We start from the raw sequence: 15,195 nt of genomic DNA, 5'->3' as shown, positions 1-15,195 counted from the left end.
TAAAAAAATGCCGCAAATGCTGCTATGATCTCTGCGGACTTTCCTCTCTAGCACTGAACTTGTTCTACTTGGACGCTTGCTTCATTAATGGGCCGTTTATCCCGGGTAAAAATAATCAGAGTCAGCGTAAATCCGAACAAAGCGATCGCCCCGTTCAGCAGGAAGATCCCCCCGATATTAACTCTGGAGATGGCAGACGCTACAAGGGGAATGGTGAAAATAGCGACTCCCTCCGCGATCGTGTACAAGCTCGTTACCAGCCCTTTCCCCCGCGAAGATTTCTCGGCCAGCAGCGTAAGTCCGAGCTGGATCAGTCCGCCGCTAGAGAAATAACCCAGCAGCACGGCCCCTGCAGTGCAGACCACCGGCACCGGAAACGCCCAAATCACGAGTGAAATGACCGCTGTCATAACTGTATAAAGCATCATAAAATAGATCGACTTAATACCCCGGTTGCCCAGTGTAAAAGTGACTAACACACAACAGATCGCGCCAAGACTTCCGTAGCTAACGAGAAGCCGCGATGAGCCTTCGCTCATATGCACAACCTCCGAGCCGTACTTGGCAATCCATTGTCCCAGGATGTAGAGCAAGGTTTGCGCAACGAATCCGAATAAGATCAGGCAAATTTCATTCAAGCTGAAATGAAAGGTTCTTACCCTTTGCGGCCTCGATTCTTCACTTGCCTGAGAAATGTCAGTCATAGGCGGGAACGTGCGGGTAAGGATAAATACCAGATTGACAGAGAGAACCGCAATTAGAAAAATAAAGCTCCATCCAAACCATAAATCCCGCAGTATCAAAAATCCGATGAGATAAGGCAGCACAAACTGTCCGCCTTGGATAAAGGCTTTTATGATGATATTCGCGGGCGCGGACTTCTTGGGAAAGGCCTCCATCAATGCCGGATACGTCCCTGTATCCAGGAAGGAATTTGCCACACCGGCGGATATGCCGAACATATAAGCAACCGCGACATTCGGGCTGATCAGAATACCGGCCAGGAATAATACATAAAAAAAGATTCCCAGCACTACCGATGGCTTCCGCCCGAACCGGTCGGACAGCTTGCCCGAAAAAAAGACGGCGACCAGCTTCCCAATGCCCAAAGAAGAGACGACCGCAGCGGCACCGGCATTATCCGTATTCCACTGCTTAGATAAGAAATCGATATTTTGAGCAATAATGATCAATGCCATGCCGTGAACGAAATAGTTAATGTACAATCCCAAAGATGCTGACAAATACTTGTTCTTCATGCTCTCCCTCCATTTCGCTCGGTTGTGCACCGCCCTGCAAGCATTCCGATTACAAAATCCCCTTGGCTTTTGACAGAGGTTCTTGTGTTCTTTTTCACAAGGCATGCCGCACCGGTTGTTTAAGGAGAATATTTTCACATTGAAATATCTTCTCTCTTTATTGTAGTAAGCGGGTTTTATAAAAACAAATTGAAAATACCTTAGTTATTTATAAATTTTATCAATAATTCTCTATTGTGACCAGCCCTTATTCCTCTTTTTTAAATTTCATTCCTGCCCAGCGCTTCGATTACCCTGTCGCACCACTCGATACAGCTCTCTTCATTCCGGATAGGGTCATTATCAAATCTAGTTGCATTTCATCTGATTGTGTGCTAAATTTCCATTATTCATAAGTTCGATTACAGTCGAACTTCACTAATCATATTCTCGATTGTTACTGGGGGATCAATTGATGAAGAAGGGTATCATTTATGCCGTCTTGGCCTATTTATCATGGGGGTTTTTGCCTTTATATTGGCGCCTGTTTACAGCGATGCCCGCGTGGGAAATTTTGGCGCAGCGGATTACCTGGTCTTTTGTATTCGTAGCGGTTCTCGTTACGGTGTCCAAGCAGTGGAAACGGCTAAAGAGTGTTGGATCAAGCCGAAGAAGCGCGGCCGCCATTGTTCTCTGCTCCATTTTTATCAGCCTGAACTGGTTTCTCTTCATTTGGGCCGTTAACAACAATCATGTGATCGAAACGAGCCTGGGGTACTATATGAACCCGCTGATCAGCGTATTGTTCGCCGTCGTCTTCCTGAAAGAACGGCTGTCGCCGGGACAATGGCTGTCTCTCTGTTTGGCGGGCACCGGCGTTCTGATTATGGCTGTTCAATACGGGCATATTCCGTGGGTGGCCATTTCTTTGGCGGTTACTTTTGCCCTGTACGGTCTTGCTAAAAAGATAGCGAAGCTGGATGTTCTGCTCGGTCTGACCGGAGAAACGATTGTTGCGCTGCCCGTCGCATTAGGCTACCTGTTCTACATACAATCGCAGGGAACGGGAACCTTCGCTTCTTTACCGTTTTTCTCGATCCTGCTTCTCATGCTTTCCGGTGTAGCGACAGCGATGCCTTTATTCTGGTTCGCCAAGTCCATGCAGCTGCTTCCGCTTTCACTCGTCGGGTTTATCCAATATATCGCGCCGACTACGAGTCTGCTGCTTGCCATTTTCTTATTTAACGAACCGTTTACGGAAGGGAATTTAATCAGCTTTTCATTCATCTGGCTGGCCCTAATTATTTATTCCTTCGTTACATTCAAGAAGTCCAAAGAGAGGGTCGTACCGGTCAGTCAGGCTGATGCTCTTTGACTCTTAGCAGGGTAACGGAAATTCTAACAGTAACAGACGAAGGAGGCTTTGGATATGAAAATGCCCCATCATCCGGACCGCCAAGATATACAGTTGTCCTCTGTGCTGTACGCCCTAAGCGACCCCATCCGGTTATATCTGGTTGATGTAATCCATAAATCAGGAGAGCGGAGATGCGGCGATATCGCTGTTCCCGTCGTCAAATCCACCCTCTCCCATCATTACCGGACGCTGCGGGAGGCAGGCATTCTTCACGTTCGCGTGCAAGGCACCCAGCGCTTCTCCAGCATCCGTACGGAGGATTTGGAAGCCCGTTTCCCCGGACTGCTGGCATCGATAATGGATGCCTATCATGCTTCAGGGGAGGCAGAGCGGTTAATCGAGCCGGGCTGATTTCCATACATTCATCGTGCAAAAGAAGGGGTATCATATACCATGGAAATGGCTGCGGGACGATCTTTTTTGAGGGGCAATTTAGGCAGGTGTACAGGGTAAGGTATTTCCAGTCCTGGGGCATGATGAAGCAAAGTATGCAAAAAACCTGAGATTGTGCATCTTTTGGTCGCCTGAGAATAGCCATGTATAACATGCCTACGGAAATACAGGTTTTTCTCCGCTCAGCCTCAAATTCAGTCAGCACAGCCTCAAATTCCTGTATGATAGCAGGATTTCCCTGTGAATAAGCGCTTTGAGTAAAAAAGCCTGCATCTTAGCTGTTTTGCAAGACGCTGAACTTAAATCACAACCACGATTGCCCTGATTCCTAACCTGATTCGATGGAGGGGGCGACAAACAGAACAATAGAAGCCGGCAAGTCTTTCAATAACCGAAAGACCTGCCGGCTTCTTCACTTATGGGACAGTCCCTATATAGTCCATCCGTTCCCTGTCATCCCGGCCAGCTCTCCTTGCGGCTCAAAGGCTCATGCCTGAAGCCGTTCTACTCGGTTCACTCGAACCGAACCGCTGTCTGTATCCGCATTTGCGGCACAGTTCCTCCACCGCTTCCCTGCGGGAGAAGCCGTAGAAGAGATTGTTCGCCCGTTCTCCCTCTACGATTTCGGAGAATGGCGTCTGGTGGATATTGCCGAGATTAATGACGCCCTCTCCATCCAGACAGCAGGGCACCACCGTCCCGTCAACCAGCACGGCGGCCTGGCTGCGAAGGGCATGGCAGAACCCTATGCCAGCGTCTTCGGGAGCACTAAGACTGGGCCACTCAAACTCATGGTCCTGGTTCAGAAAGATCCGCTCGGCGATCTTCACGCTGCTGCCGGGAACGATCTTTTCCTCGATCCGGTAGTTCAGCCCGAATGCCGATTCCAGTACGGACAGCGTCTCTCTGTTCCGGTTTCTTTGCAGATTCGTCAGATTATCCGGCGTGAGATTCCACAGCCGGAAGGAGATGAAGACGCCCTGCGCCGCAGCTTCCTTGGCAAATCCAATGATATGCGAAAGATACCCTGCGCGGTCCTCGGAGCCCTCGTGTCCGTCAAAGCTGTGCAGCGAGAAGTTCATCTGCCGCAGCGCCGGCTTCCCCAGCAGCTTGTGCCCCGCTTTACGGATCAGCGTGCCGTTGGTCGTAATGTTGACCTTAAAGCCTTTGTCATGCGCGGCATCCAGCAGTTCGTGGATTCTCGGATGCAGCAGCGGCTCGCCTTTGACATGCAGATAAATATGCGAGGTATGCGGCTTAATCTCATCCAGAATGACACGGAACGTTTCCGTATTCATAAACTTGGCCTGCCGCGCCGTTTGCGGGCAAAAGCTGCAGGCCAGATTGCAGACGCTTGTAATCTCGATGTATACCTTTTTAAATGTCTTCAAGCTCCGCTCTCCGTTTCTCTTACCATTGATCCGAGGCGTATCTCAGTCCGATCTGCCTCCGCGCTTCCTCCATAATTTCCGCCGCCGCCAGCGAGCAGGCATGCGAATTGACGGAGCTCTCGCGTTCCCCCGACTTCAGCAGGCGGATGAATTCCTGAGCTTCGTAGAACATCGACTCGTAAGTCTGCGGCACGGTCAGTTCTTCAACGATTCCGTCCCTGTAACGAATCTTAACCTCATACGGCTGACTGATTTTATCGATTATCATTGTTCCGTTCTCGCCCTGGATTTCCGCCGGCAGATAGGATTCGGTAATCTTGGAATATATCACGGCCGCATCCATATCGTCGTAATGCATGACGATGCTGCCCTCGCCGTCAACGCCGGAGGACAGCATAACGCCGGTAGCCTTCACCGTATCCGGCTTGCCGAACAGTACCACCATGGGGTAGAGACAGTAAATGCCGAGATCCATCAGGGCGCCGTTGGAGAACGCCGGGTTAAAGGCATTCAGCACCTTCCCCTGCAGGAAGGCGTCATACCTGGAGGAATACTGGCAGTAGCTGGCGAAATAGCGCCGGACCCGGCCGATTTTATATAGGTTCTCTTTGATCATCCCGAAGTTCGGAACCAATGTCGATTTCATCGCTTCCATGAACAGCACATTATTGCGCCGCGCAGCCTCGGTTACGCGTCTCAGCTCCGCCGCGTTGGACGCGGCGGGTTTCTCGCACAGCACATGCTTGCCGTGGTTAATACAAATCAGCGCCTGCTCAGCATGCAGCGAATTAGGGCTTGCAATATAGACGGCGTCGATCTCGTTGCTTGCCGCCATAGCTTCCAGGTCGGTATAAACGGAGGCCCCGGCGTACTTCGCGGCGAACGCCTTGCCTTTCTCCTCGCTGCGGGAGTACACGGCAGTCAGCAGAAAATCCTCATTTTCCAGTCCCGACTCCAAGAACCGGTCCGTAATCCAGTTGGTTCCCACTACGCCAAATCGAATAGTCATGCAGCTATCTCTCCCTTTAAAGGCTGTTTCATCATCGATCCCTATCCGATTTCTGCGGAAAGCGTATAGAAGGTCTCAAGCTGTCTGGCGATCTCCGCCTTGTCATGCTCGGTCACGGTCATGTGCTGCGGCAGCGCCGACAGACCGGCGATTTGCGCGGGGAATTCCTGTTTGATGCCAAGCAGGGAAATCGCTTCGTCGAACTTGGCGGGATGCGCCGTCGCGAACGTAATGCCAATCTCGCCCGGCCCGTTATGTTCTTCATAGGCGGCAATGCCGCAAGCGGTATGCGGGTCAAGTAAGTAGCCGGTTTCCTTCTCGTATTTACCGATTACGTTAAGACACTCTTCATTTTTCACGCCGAGCGCGGCAAATTCGGACTGTACCTGCTCAAGCAGCGCCGGATCAACCGTAATGGCTCCTTCACGCTGCAGCTTCGCCATATAATCGGACACCTTCGCGGAGTCCTCGCCAAGCAGATAATACAGATAACGTTCGAAGTTGCTTGCCACCTGGATGTCCATCGAAGGGCTGTACGTGCTTTTGAAACCGCCGGGCTTGTACTCTCCGGTCTTGACGAAGCGCTCCAGAATGTTGTTCTCGTTCGTGGCAATGATCAGCTTGCCGAGAGGCAGCCCCATCTTTTTGGCAAGGTAGCCCGAGAAGATATTCCCGAAGTTGCCGGACGGCACGCTGATGTTGACCGTCTTGCCTTGCGCCGCCTGCGGCAGATGCAGGTAAGCGTAGAAATAATAGACCGTCTGCGCCAAAATCCGCACAAAGTTGATCGAGTTGATCGCGCGCAAATGATACCGGCTCTTGAAGTCCAGATCGGCGAACAGTTCCTTGATGATCTTCTGGCAGTCGTCGAAGTTGCCCTTGACCGACAGGTTCAGCACATTGGCGTCATCCACCGTCGTCATTTGCAGCTCCTGCACTTTGCTGACTTTGTTATGCGGATGCAGAATACAGATCTTGATGCCTTCCTTGCCGCGCACGCCCGCAATGGCCGCCGCACCGGTATCGCCGGAGGTTGCGCCGAGAATATGAATAATTTCGCCGCGCACTCTGGAAATATAAGAGTACAGCTCACCCATAAACTGCAGCGCGACGTCCTTGAATGCAAAGGTCGGCCCGTGGAACAGCTCAAGCACATATAGCGAATCATTGATTTCTTTAAGCGGCGTCACTTCCGGATGGCGGAAGGAAGAATAGCTCCGCTCGACCAATTCCTTCAGGTCTTCGTCCGGGATCTCACCGTTTGTATAATAGGAGAAAATCTTCAGGAACAGCTCCTGAAAGCTCAAAGACCGCCATTCCTCCAGCGTCTGTGCGGATACGGAAGGAATGACATCCGGAATCATCAATCCGCCGTCATCGGCCAGCCCCATCAAGACCGTATCAATAAAACCTTTCGGTTCAACCTTGCCTCTTGTGCTAATATATTTCATTTTCTACTCAGCCCCCTGAATATTTCGCGCTTTCGAATTCACCCTATATATTAACACGTTTATGTGTTAAAGTCCGTTGTATTCTGCATGCTTTCGCCAGTTTTCCGCCAATTTTCGCAATTCCTTCGCTAGCGGGCCGGATTCTGCAATTCTTTCCAGACCGTCTTATTGCTGTATTTCTTCTCTTCGCTGATATCCAGGCCGAACCAATCCGGCGGTGTGAAGCTTTGGGCTTCCTCCAGGGAATGAAATTCGACCTCGACAACCGACAGCTTCAACTGGTCATAGATGTCAATTTCAACTGTTATGCCGTTCCATTCGCCGGTAATGCGTTCCTTGATCAGCGGCACGGCCCGGACGGCGCGAATCATTTGTTCGTACAAGCCCTGCGAGATTTCATATTCGATCTCCTCGCGGCTGATGCCGAGGCCGTTCTTGAAAGTATGGGTGTAATGCAGCTCGCCGGAACTGAGGTCTTCAAGCTTGCGCACACGAAGCTCCTGCGGCCCGTCAATCGCCAAATAAGTCTGTTCGATGCGCTGCCGGCTGTGAATGCTCAGCTTCCCTTCTTGAACAAGCTGCTGCGGAAACTCAGGAAGCAGGAACTTGCGCTCGATTTCCATTGCCATCTATATTTCTCTCCTTTTCGCGTGTGTCAGGTTAGTAAATTGTAAAATGGCGCTGAAAGGAAGTCAATCCGGGAACAATTTGTTAAAATAGAGTAATCGGTGCGAGAAATCGTATCAGTCTAAGCGTATACGGAGGCAACTTTTGTGGATTATATCATTCTGGACATTGAATTCAACGGCCGCAAGTTTGCCAGCGAGCATCCGATGGAGGTCATCGAGATCGGCGCCGTACGGCTGGACGCTTCGCTGCGCCCTGTCGACGAGTTCACTTCGCTGATCAGACCCGTCTATTTTGCCACTCTAAATTCATTCATAAAGAAAAAAACGGGCATCCCGCAGGAAGAAATCGATATCGCCCCCCGTTTTCCCAAAGTCATTTCCGCCTTCCGGCGCTGGCTGGACCAAAGCCCGGACGGTGTGCTGCTGCTGACCTGGGGCGGTGAGGATATGAAGCGCATTATCCAGGATACCCGCATGCATAAGATGGACGACACCTACTGGATGAAGACGCCTTACTACGATCTGCTGAAAGGTCTCTTGCGCGCCCGGGGACTGAAGAATGATATCAGCGTGGAGGGCTCTATGGAGCTTCTCGGCCTTGAATCCGCCGGCTCCGCCCACCGTGCGCTCGGCGATGCGCGCATGACGTCGGACATTTTCCGCGCACTCTACGGCGAGCTTGATCTGGATCAGGTGAAATATTACAAAGATACCTTCTCCAACGCCCGGGAGCGCAAGACGGTCAAGATCGCGATCAAAGCGATACTGTCACAAAAAATCATCCCTACCTGGGAACTGGTTGTAGAGCATTATTTTGCCGGAAAAATTCCGCTCGACGACCCGCGCAAGGTCGAGGAGCTTCAGTGCTATTTTGCCGCAGAGCTTGAGAAGATGCCTGCCCCTGGCGCTTTCCCCGCCCGCCCCGCTCGGGTAAATCCGAAAACCGAAGGCTAAACGCGGATTCCAGCCCTTCCTTTCCGTCATAGCCCTTGCTCCAGCAAGGGTTTTTCTCCTGCCCTATACTCCTGCACTATAAAAGTGTTTGACATTGACGCTGCGTAAAGGTGTACATTGAGCTTGTGAGGAGGTGCCACCCACGGAATACACAGTGCAAAAGCTCGCATCACTTGCGGGAATCAGCGCGCGCACGCTGCGTTATTACGATGAGTTCGGGATTTTGAAACCGGCCCGAATTAACTCCTCCGGCTACCGCATCTATGGCCGGCCCGAGGTCGATCTGCTGCAGCAGATTTTATTTTACCGCGAGCTGGGCCTCAGTCTGGAGAACATCAAGGCAATCGTAACCTCGCCCTCATTCGACGGAACGAAAGCGCTGAGGGAGCATCATGGCATGCTGCTGGAGAAAAGAAAACAACTCGACCTGCTGATCTCGAATGTGGAGAAGACGCTGGCCGATAAGGAAGGAAGGATTTCAATGAGCGATACCGAGAAATTTGCAGGCTTCAAGCAAAAGCTGATTGACGATAACGAGCAGGCCTATGGCAAGGAAGTGCGCGAGAAATACGGCGACGAAGCCGTTGACCGTTCCAACAAACAGCTGCTCAATATGACGGAGGAACAATTCAAAGCTGTTCAACAGGCGGAGCAGGAGATGTTCGCTGCGCTTGAGGAAGGCATGAAGACCGGCGACCCTGCCGGCGAACCGGCACAGCATGCCGCCGATCTTCACCGGCAGTGGCTGACTTCGCACTGGGGCAACTATTCTCCTGAAGCACATGCCGGAGTCGCGCAGATGTACGTCGACGACGAACGCTTCACCGCATACTATGATAAGCATAAGCCGGGCCTTGCCATGTTCCTTAGAGACGCCGTACTCATCTACACAGCAAAGCGAAACTAAATGATTCCACCGTGCATGAGAGGCGCGAGGGGTACCCTTCGCGCCTCTCTTTTTCAGCGACCGGTTGGTGAACAAATTCACATTGTCTTGCTGTAAGTTTCTGTGGACCTTATAATGAATTTATTCATTTAAAGCGGCAGTTCATGTAAAAGTTATCAGCTTCCGTGCAGTAAGGAGTGGAATGAATGGGCTTGCAAATCAATAATGATATACCTTTACGGGAAAAGAATATTGTGCTTATCGGCTTCATGGGCGTCGGCAAAACGACAATCGGACGACATCTCTCCGACAAGCTGTACCGCGATTTTATCGATATAGATCAGGAAATCGAGAAGCTTCACGGCATGCCGGTATCAAAGATCTTTGAATCGATGGGTGAAAAAGCCTTCAGACAAATGGAAAAAGAATTTATTATTAAGCTGTGCACCACCACCCGGCTGAAGATTATTTCTCTGGGCGGGGGTTCCTTTCTCCAAGAGGAAATCAAGCAGGTCTGCCTGGCCAACTCCATCGTCTTTTATCTCGATTTAAGCTGGGATTCCTGGAAAGACCGGCTGCAGCTCATCATAGACAGCCGCCCGGTGCTGCAGAACAAGACGCTGGAGGAGATCGAGAAGCTGTTCTACAGCCGGCAGGCCATTTACGAAACCAATCATTCCAAAGTCTCTACCGACTCGCTCGACCCCGAAGAAATAGCGGATCACATCATCGATACGCTAAAGCTCGGCTGGGAGCTGTATAGCTAGCGGTGGTTGCCTGAGAAAATGCAAGAACCCATTACCTTTTTAACGGATAATGGGTTCTTTTCAGGTGTAAGGATTCCCGCCCTCCCGGATTAGAGGCTGCGGTGCACCAGTTCCAGAGCAGTACGCAGCTCGGACACCGGAATCTGTCCCGGCGCCGACGCCTTTTTCGCCGATCCGAAGGTTAGAGCGGAGCCGAATACCTCTCCGGCAATCCGGCTGATCATGCCTTTTCCCGCCATCGACATCGTTATAACCGGGCAATCCGGGTATTTTTCCTTCATTGCATAAGTTGCTTCAATCAGAGTTAGCACATCCCCGGCGTCAGCCGGCATTAATGCAATCTTAGGCAAATCTCCGCCAAGCTCCCGAGCCTTTTCCAGGCGCGAAACGATCTCCGCTTTAGGCGGCGTTTTATGGAAATCATGATTGGAAATAATGACATAGGCGCCCTGCTGATGCGCATAATCCACAAGCGATTTTACAGTATCGTCCCCGGTAAACAGCTCGACGTCGATAATATCGGCCAGACCCGTTGCGGCGGCCGCCCGGTTCAGTTCTTCATAATATTCCGTGGCAATCTCCTTTTCCCCGCCTTCTTTGGCGCTGCGGAATGTAAAGACGAGCGGGAGATCCGGGATTATATTACGGATGTCGGCAAGCGCCGCTTTGACTGCTTCAATATTTTCGACCTGATCGAAGAAATCTACCCGCCATTCCACTACATCGAGATCCAGTGATTTTAGCGCTTCAGCTTCTTCTTTCAACTCCGCTGCCGTTGCCCCGACCATCGGAACGCAAATCTTCGGCATGCCCTCTCCGATGATGACTTGTTTAACCTTAACCGTGCCGGTCATTGATTTCACTCCTTACTCATTCTCATAACACTTAAGCTTGAACCCCGGTAGAAACCGGGTTAATAACTCTACGGTAACGTATATTTACGATTATAGCCAGCAGGATGCCGACAAAGGTAATGATTGCGTCAAACAGAATAATATTGCTGATGCTCGTCTTGGACAAAATGCCGGTAATTACCGGGATGGAGAACGTAGCCAGACTGGATGCCGTATAGACGATACCTGTAATTTTCCCCTTGCTGCTCGGAAATAGTTCGGACATCGTAGTCAGCGCCAATTGAAGCACCCCGCCAGCAGCCGAGAACCCGATCACAAAGGCAGAGATAACGCAGACAAGCGGAGTTCTTACCTGCCAGAGCACCAGCAGCGCCACAAAAGAAATGAACGGATACAGCAGAACGAAGGTCACGGGACGAACCAGGCTTTTGACAAGATAAGACGTAACGAATACTGCCAGAAGCGACCCGATACTGTAATAACTGATTAGTTGAAGCGATGATGTCTTGGACATCTGCACGACCTGTTCGCCGTATTTGGGAAGCCAGACGGAAATCAGATAAAAAGTAGCTGTTGCGGTATAACCGATTAGAATCAGGCAGATTCCCTCAATCCAAAAATTCGGTTTGTTTCTGAATTTGCTGTCGCCGCCGCTTTCAGATGAGGCTGCCGAAGCCGCCTGGACTTTATGATCCGGGAACTTAAGACGAGATAGCACCAGCCCGTTCACGATAAAGATTGCGATACACAGCAGGAACGAATATCCGTAGTATAGATCATTGGAAATCAGGAAGCTGATAATCAGCGGCAGCGCAAACTGTCCGGCTGAAATGAAAGCCTTAATGATAACATTGGCTGTACCTGGCGTTTCTGGAAAGGATTCCATCAGCGCGGGATAGGTTCCGGAATCCAATATCGAGTTGGCCATCCCCGCGAGCAGGGCGAAAATAAAGGCGACGGACACATTGGGAGCTAGCAAAATACCGGCGAAGAACAGCGCATAAATCGCCATTCCGGTAAACACAAACGGCTTGCGTCCGAATTTATCAGATAATACGCCGGATACAAAGAGCACAAGCAGCCGGCCAATGCCGAGCGCCGAAATGACATAAGCGACGCCGGTAGTGTCCGTATGAAGCTGTTTGGTTAAGTAATCCATATTCTGCGCCATAATAATGGCGCCCATCCCATGCACAAAGTAGTTGATATACAGAGAAATTGCAGTCGGCATATATTTATTTTTCATCTGGCTTCACCCAATCTTTTCTTCATTATTACGAAAATTTCTAGAACAGCAGCTCTTTAATATAGCCGACAGGCATTTCTTTGCCAGTCCAGATCTCGAAGGCTCTGGCTCCCTGCCACAGCATCATGCCCAGACCGTTGATTGTGCGGCAGCCTCTGGCTTCGGCCATTTCCAGCAATTTGGTCTTCTTGGGAATATAAACGACATCCGATACCACCAAATCCGGACGCAGCATTGAAGGGTCGGAAATGAGGCATTGATCTTCAAGCGGCTTCATCCCTACCCCGGTAGCGTTGGTAAAAATGACGCTGTCGGCAATTTCCCGCCGGAGCGCTTCCTGATCGTCAACATCGAACAGCTGCACTTTGCAGTCGGTCTTGGAGCGGATTTTCTCCACGGTCGCCTCAGCGCGGGGATAGAACTTATCCTTCTTATTGAAGATGGATATCTCCTTTACTCCGTCAAGAGCGGCTTGAATACAGATCGCTGTAGCTGCGCCGCCGCCACCGGCAATCGTCATTTTCTCGCCGATAACATTGATGCCTTCCTCCTTAAGCGCACGCATGTAACCCGTGCCGTCCGTGATATGGCCGGTCAGAACACCGTCGTCGTTAACCACGGTGTTCACCGAGCCCGCCAGTTCAGCGGCAGGAGACAGCTTGTCCAGATAGTCCAGCACCAGCGATTTATTCGGCATGGTAACGTTAAAGCCGCGAAGACCCAGTGCCCGAAAGCCCTTGATGACGTCAGGCAGTTGTTCGTTGCCGACGCCAAAGGCCATATATGCGTAGTCAAGTCCAAGTTTAGCAAAAGCTTCGTTATGCATGGTTGGGGATAGGCTGTGGGCAATTGGAGTTCCCAGCAAACCTATAAGCTGCGTATAACCTGTGATGCGCTCTGCCATCTTTTAATTACTTCCCTTCGTGGTCAATTGTTACAATGCGCCGATTTTTTCTAAAGTCGAAATAATGTTGCGTCCCTCACGGATGCCGTCGAGAATTTTGCGGGTTCTGAAGCTGTCGCCGATGTTTACAACCTCGACATTGCGCTGCAGAAAATGGCTCTGCAGCTCGGCCAGACCGGGATTCTCCGGTTTCATGCCCAGGCAGACAAAGCCGTAGTCAAACGCGAAATTCTTATCCTCGCCCTCATAGTTGACTTTGAAATGATCTCCCGCCACTTCCACCAGCGCAGTATGCGTATGGACGGAGACATTCTTGTCCTTGATCATCTGCATCATGGACAGCTTGGTGATCAGGTCCAGGTCTCTGCCAAGCTCCGGCAGCCGTTCAACGATCGTTACCTCGGCTTTCCGTTCCGCGAAAAATTCCACAACGTCCAGGCCAACGGCTCCGCCGCCGATAACGACGATTTTTTTGCCTTCCAGATCCATGGCTGAGAATTCGTCAACGCGGCCCAGCAGACCGAAGATAGAGAAAATGTTCTCGCCTTCCTTGTCAATATGCTCAAGCAGTCCGGCAATCGGCGGCAGGAGCGGCTTCGAACCGGTAGCATTAATAATAACATCCGGCTTGAAGTTTTCAATAAGCTGCGCGTCGGCTTTCGTGTTGGTAAAGGTAATCAGGTTTTTCAGCCTTTCGCTTCTCTTTTCCAGATAGTTCGGGAAATCAACGATTCTTTTCTTATCCGGGAGCTTGGCGATTTCCCGTGCAAGCCCGCCTACACGCGGTCTCTGCTCGAACAGGAAGGTGGTGCAGCCCACTTCGGCAGCCGTGCAGGCCGCTTCAAGGCCGGCGGTGCCGCTGCCGATAACGACAACATTGGTCTGCCGGGTTACTTTATGTTCTTTGTAATCCTCGCCGTGAATGACTTCAGGATTGATCGTGCAGCGGATCGGACGGTTGAGCGCGATCCGGTGTCCGGCGCAGCCGATGTTGCAGGAGATGCATTTGCGAATCATTTCTTCATGTCCGGTCTGCACCTTGCCCACCCAATCCGGGTCGGCGATCAGTCCGCGTCCGATACCGATCAGGTCCGCGTCGCCATCTGCAAGCGTCTTTTCGAGTACGGCCGGATCGCGGAAGTTGCCGGTGGCAATGGTCGGCTTACCGAACTTGTCTCTGACCGCTTTGGACAGATAAGCACGCCAGCCATCCGGCAGATTCATTTGGTCGATCTGATATTGCAGGGAATCGTTCAGCGCCGCCGAAACATTAAAGATATCGACTTCGTTATTCAAAAACTCGAGAATTTGCAGCGTATCCTCCAGCGTATTACCGCCCTCGATAAACTCGTCCGCGCTGAAGCGCATCATGATCGGGAAGAAAGGTCCGACTTCCTTTCTGATCCGGTCGATAACCGTCCGCGCAAATCTCGCTCTGTTCTCAAAGCTGCCGCCGAACTCGTCGGTCCGCTTGTTATAGACCGGCGACAGGAACTGACAGAGAAGGTATGAGTGTCCGGCATGGATTTCAATCGCATCGAAGCCGGCGGCAACCACGCGCTTCGCCGCTTTGCCGTAATGCTCGACGATATCAAGAATCTCGTCCTTCTCCAGCGGACGGGGGACGGCTCCCCCTGTCTTCGAAGGAATGTTCGAGGAAGATACCGGCTGGCCGCCAATCCGTTCAGGCACTGCGGAAGCTCCGGCATGGTTGATTTGCAGCGCGACGCAGGCTCCGTGCTTGTGCAGCTTCTCGGTCATTCTGTACATGCCCGGAATGTAGCGGTCGTGGTCGATGCGGATCTGCGTCGTTCCATTGGAGCCCATCGGGAACTGAATACATGCATTTTCCACAATGATGAGTCCAACGCCGCCTTTTGCCCGCCGCTCGTAATATTTCAGATGATCCTCGGTAAATTCACCGTTCGGATCACCGTAGTTCGTGCCCATCGGCGGCATTACAATGCGATTCTTTATCGTCATGCTTTTAACGGTCAGCGGTGAAAAAAGATGTTGATACATGTTGTCCCCTCCATAATAAGCTCGTACGTTCAAG

General features: G+C 51.3%; 14 protein-coding genes. 5 read left to right on the top strand and 9 right to left on the bottom strand.

The genetic code is table 11. The features are described 5' to 3' along the window. Positions 1-47: 47 nt before the first annotated feature. A complete protein-coding gene (locus VK70_RS01605; protein WP_025695270.1) occupies positions 48-1,259 on the bottom strand; it encodes an MFS transporter in 1,212 nt (403 codons plus the stop codon). A 454-nt stretch (positions 1,260-1,713) separates the two neighbouring features. Between VK70_RS01605 and rarD the strand changes: the two genes are divergently transcribed. Both rarD and VK70_RS01595 read left to right on the top strand, forming a co-directional pair. After that, positions 1,714-2,613, top strand: coding sequence for an EamA family transporter RarD (gene rarD, locus VK70_RS01600; protein WP_025695269.1), 900 nt, complete (start codon positions 1,714-1,716; stop codon positions 2,611-2,613). Positions 2,614-2,667: 54 nt separating this feature from the next. Then, complete coding sequence (locus VK70_RS01595; protein WP_025695268.1) at positions 2,668-3,006, top strand: ArsR/SmtB family transcription factor; 339 nt, start codon at positions 2,668-2,670, stop codon at positions 3,004-3,006. A gap of 521 nt (positions 3,007-3,527) precedes the next feature. Here VK70_RS01595 and VK70_RS01590 read toward each other — a convergent pair. The 4 genes from VK70_RS01590 to VK70_RS01575 form a co-directional block, all read right to left on the bottom strand. Continuing rightward, positions 3,528-4,439, bottom strand: coding sequence for a radical SAM/SPASM domain-containing protein (locus VK70_RS01590; protein ID WP_025695267.1), 912 nt, complete (start codon positions 4,437-4,439; stop codon positions 3,528-3,530). Positions 4,440-4,458: 19 nt separating this feature from the next. Then, entirely contained in the window at positions 4,459-5,448 is a 990-nt protein-coding gene (locus VK70_RS01585) for a Gfo/Idh/MocA family protein (protein ID WP_036639960.1), read from the bottom strand. Positions 5,449-5,489: 41 nt separating this feature from the next. Beyond that, entirely contained in the window at positions 5,490-6,899 is a 1,410-nt protein-coding gene (thrC, locus tag VK70_RS01580; protein WP_025695265.1) for a threonine synthase, read from the bottom strand. 128 nt (positions 6,900-7,027) lie between these two features. Continuing rightward, positions 7,028-7,528: a CYTH domain-containing protein gene (locus tag VK70_RS01575; protein WP_025695264.1), complete on the bottom strand. Its 501-nt coding sequence runs from the start codon at positions 7,526-7,528 to the stop codon at positions 7,028-7,030. Positions 7,529-7,672: 144 nt separating this feature from the next. Between VK70_RS01575 and VK70_RS01570 the strand changes: the two genes are divergently transcribed. The 3 genes from VK70_RS01570 (at position 7,673) to VK70_RS01560 (ending at position 10,135) form a co-directional block, all read left to right on the top strand. Then, a complete protein-coding gene (locus VK70_RS01570) occupies positions 7,673-8,482 on the top strand; it encodes a 3'-5' exonuclease (RefSeq protein WP_025695263.1) in 810 nt (269 codons plus the stop codon). Positions 8,483-8,636: 154 nt separating this feature from the next. After that, positions 8,637-9,389, top strand: a complete 753-nt coding sequence (locus VK70_RS01565; protein WP_233277751.1) for a MerR family transcriptional regulator — start codon at positions 8,637-8,639, stop codon at positions 9,387-9,389. 191 nt (positions 9,390-9,580) lie between these two features. After that, the gene (locus VK70_RS01560; protein ID WP_025695261.1) at positions 9,581-10,135 is read left to right on the top strand and encodes a shikimate kinase; all 555 of its coding nucleotides are present in this window, start codon (positions 9,581-9,583) and stop codon (positions 10,133-10,135) included. Positions 10,136-10,224: 89 nt separating this feature from the next. Here the strand turns inward: VK70_RS01560 and aroD are convergent, their stop codons facing one another. Genes aroD through VK70_RS01540 form a run of 4 tightly spaced genes read right to left on the bottom strand, consistent with a single transcriptional unit; the run spans position 10,225 to position 15,161 of the window. Next, positions 10,225-10,989, bottom strand: coding sequence for a type I 3-dehydroquinate dehydratase (aroD, locus tag VK70_RS01555; RefSeq protein WP_025695260.1), 765 nt, complete (start codon positions 10,987-10,989; stop codon positions 10,225-10,227). 31 nt (positions 10,990-11,020) lie between these two features. Further along, positions 11,021-12,235: an MFS transporter gene (locus tag VK70_RS01550; RefSeq protein ID WP_025695259.1), complete on the bottom strand. Its 1,215-nt coding sequence runs from the start codon at positions 12,233-12,235 to the stop codon at positions 11,021-11,023. 40 nt (positions 12,236-12,275) lie between these two features. Further along, positions 12,276-13,139 (bottom strand): shikimate dehydrogenase, encoded by an 864-nt coding sequence (locus VK70_RS01545; RefSeq protein ID WP_025695258.1) that lies wholly within the window; start codon positions 13,137-13,139, stop codon positions 12,276-12,278. 30 nt (positions 13,140-13,169) lie between these two features. Next, positions 13,170-15,161: an NAD(P)/FAD-dependent oxidoreductase gene (locus VK70_RS01540; protein ID WP_025695257.1), complete on the bottom strand. Its 1,992-nt coding sequence runs from the start codon at positions 15,159-15,161 to the stop codon at positions 13,170-13,172. Positions 15,162-15,195 lie beyond the last annotated feature (34 nt).

This window comes from Paenibacillus durus ATCC 35681, assembly GCF_000993825.1.
GTDB classification, from domain to species: Bacteria; Bacillota; Bacilli; order Paenibacillales; family Paenibacillaceae; genus Paenibacillus_AQ; species Paenibacillus_AQ durus_B.
Note: the sequence above shows the minus strand (reverse complement) of the source record. Positions and strands in the feature narration are given on the sequence as shown.

Bases quoted from the DNA above. Each gene is read 5' to 3' on its own strand.
- VK70_RS01605 (WP_025695270.1), bottom strand. From the start codon at position 1,259: ATGAAGAACAAGTATTTGTCAGCATCTTTGGGATTGTACATTAACTAT.
- rarD (WP_025695269.1), top strand. From the start codon at position 1,714: ATGAAGAAGGGTATCATTTATGCCGTCTTGGCCTATTTATCATGGGGG.
- VK70_RS01595 (WP_025695268.1), top strand. From the start codon at position 2,668: ATGAAAATGCCCCATCATCCGGACCGCCAAGATATACAGTTGTCCTCT.
- VK70_RS01585 (WP_036639960.1), bottom strand. From the start codon at position 5,448: ATGACTATTCGATTTGGCGTAGTGGGAACCAACTGGATTACGGACCGG.
- thrC (WP_025695265.1), bottom strand. From the start codon at position 6,899: ATGAAATATATTAGCACAAGAGGCAAGGTTGAACCGAAAGGTTTTATT.
- VK70_RS01575 (WP_025695264.1), bottom strand. From the start codon at position 7,528: ATGGCAATGGAAATCGAGCGCAAGTTCCTGCTTCCTGAGTTTCCGCAG.
- aroD (WP_025695260.1), bottom strand. From the start codon at position 10,989: ATGACCGGCACGGTTAAGGTTAAACAAGTCATCATCGGAGAGGGCATG.
- VK70_RS01550 (WP_025695259.1), bottom strand. From the start codon at position 12,235: ATGAAAAATAAATATATGCCGACTGCAATTTCTCTGTATATCAACTAC.
- VK70_RS01545 (WP_025695258.1), bottom strand. From the start codon at position 13,139: ATGGCAGAGCGCATCACAGGTTATACGCAGCTTATAGGTTTGCTGGGA.
- VK70_RS01540 (WP_025695257.1), bottom strand. From the start codon at position 15,161: ATGTATCAACATCTTTTTTCACCGCTGACCGTTAAAAGCATGACGATA.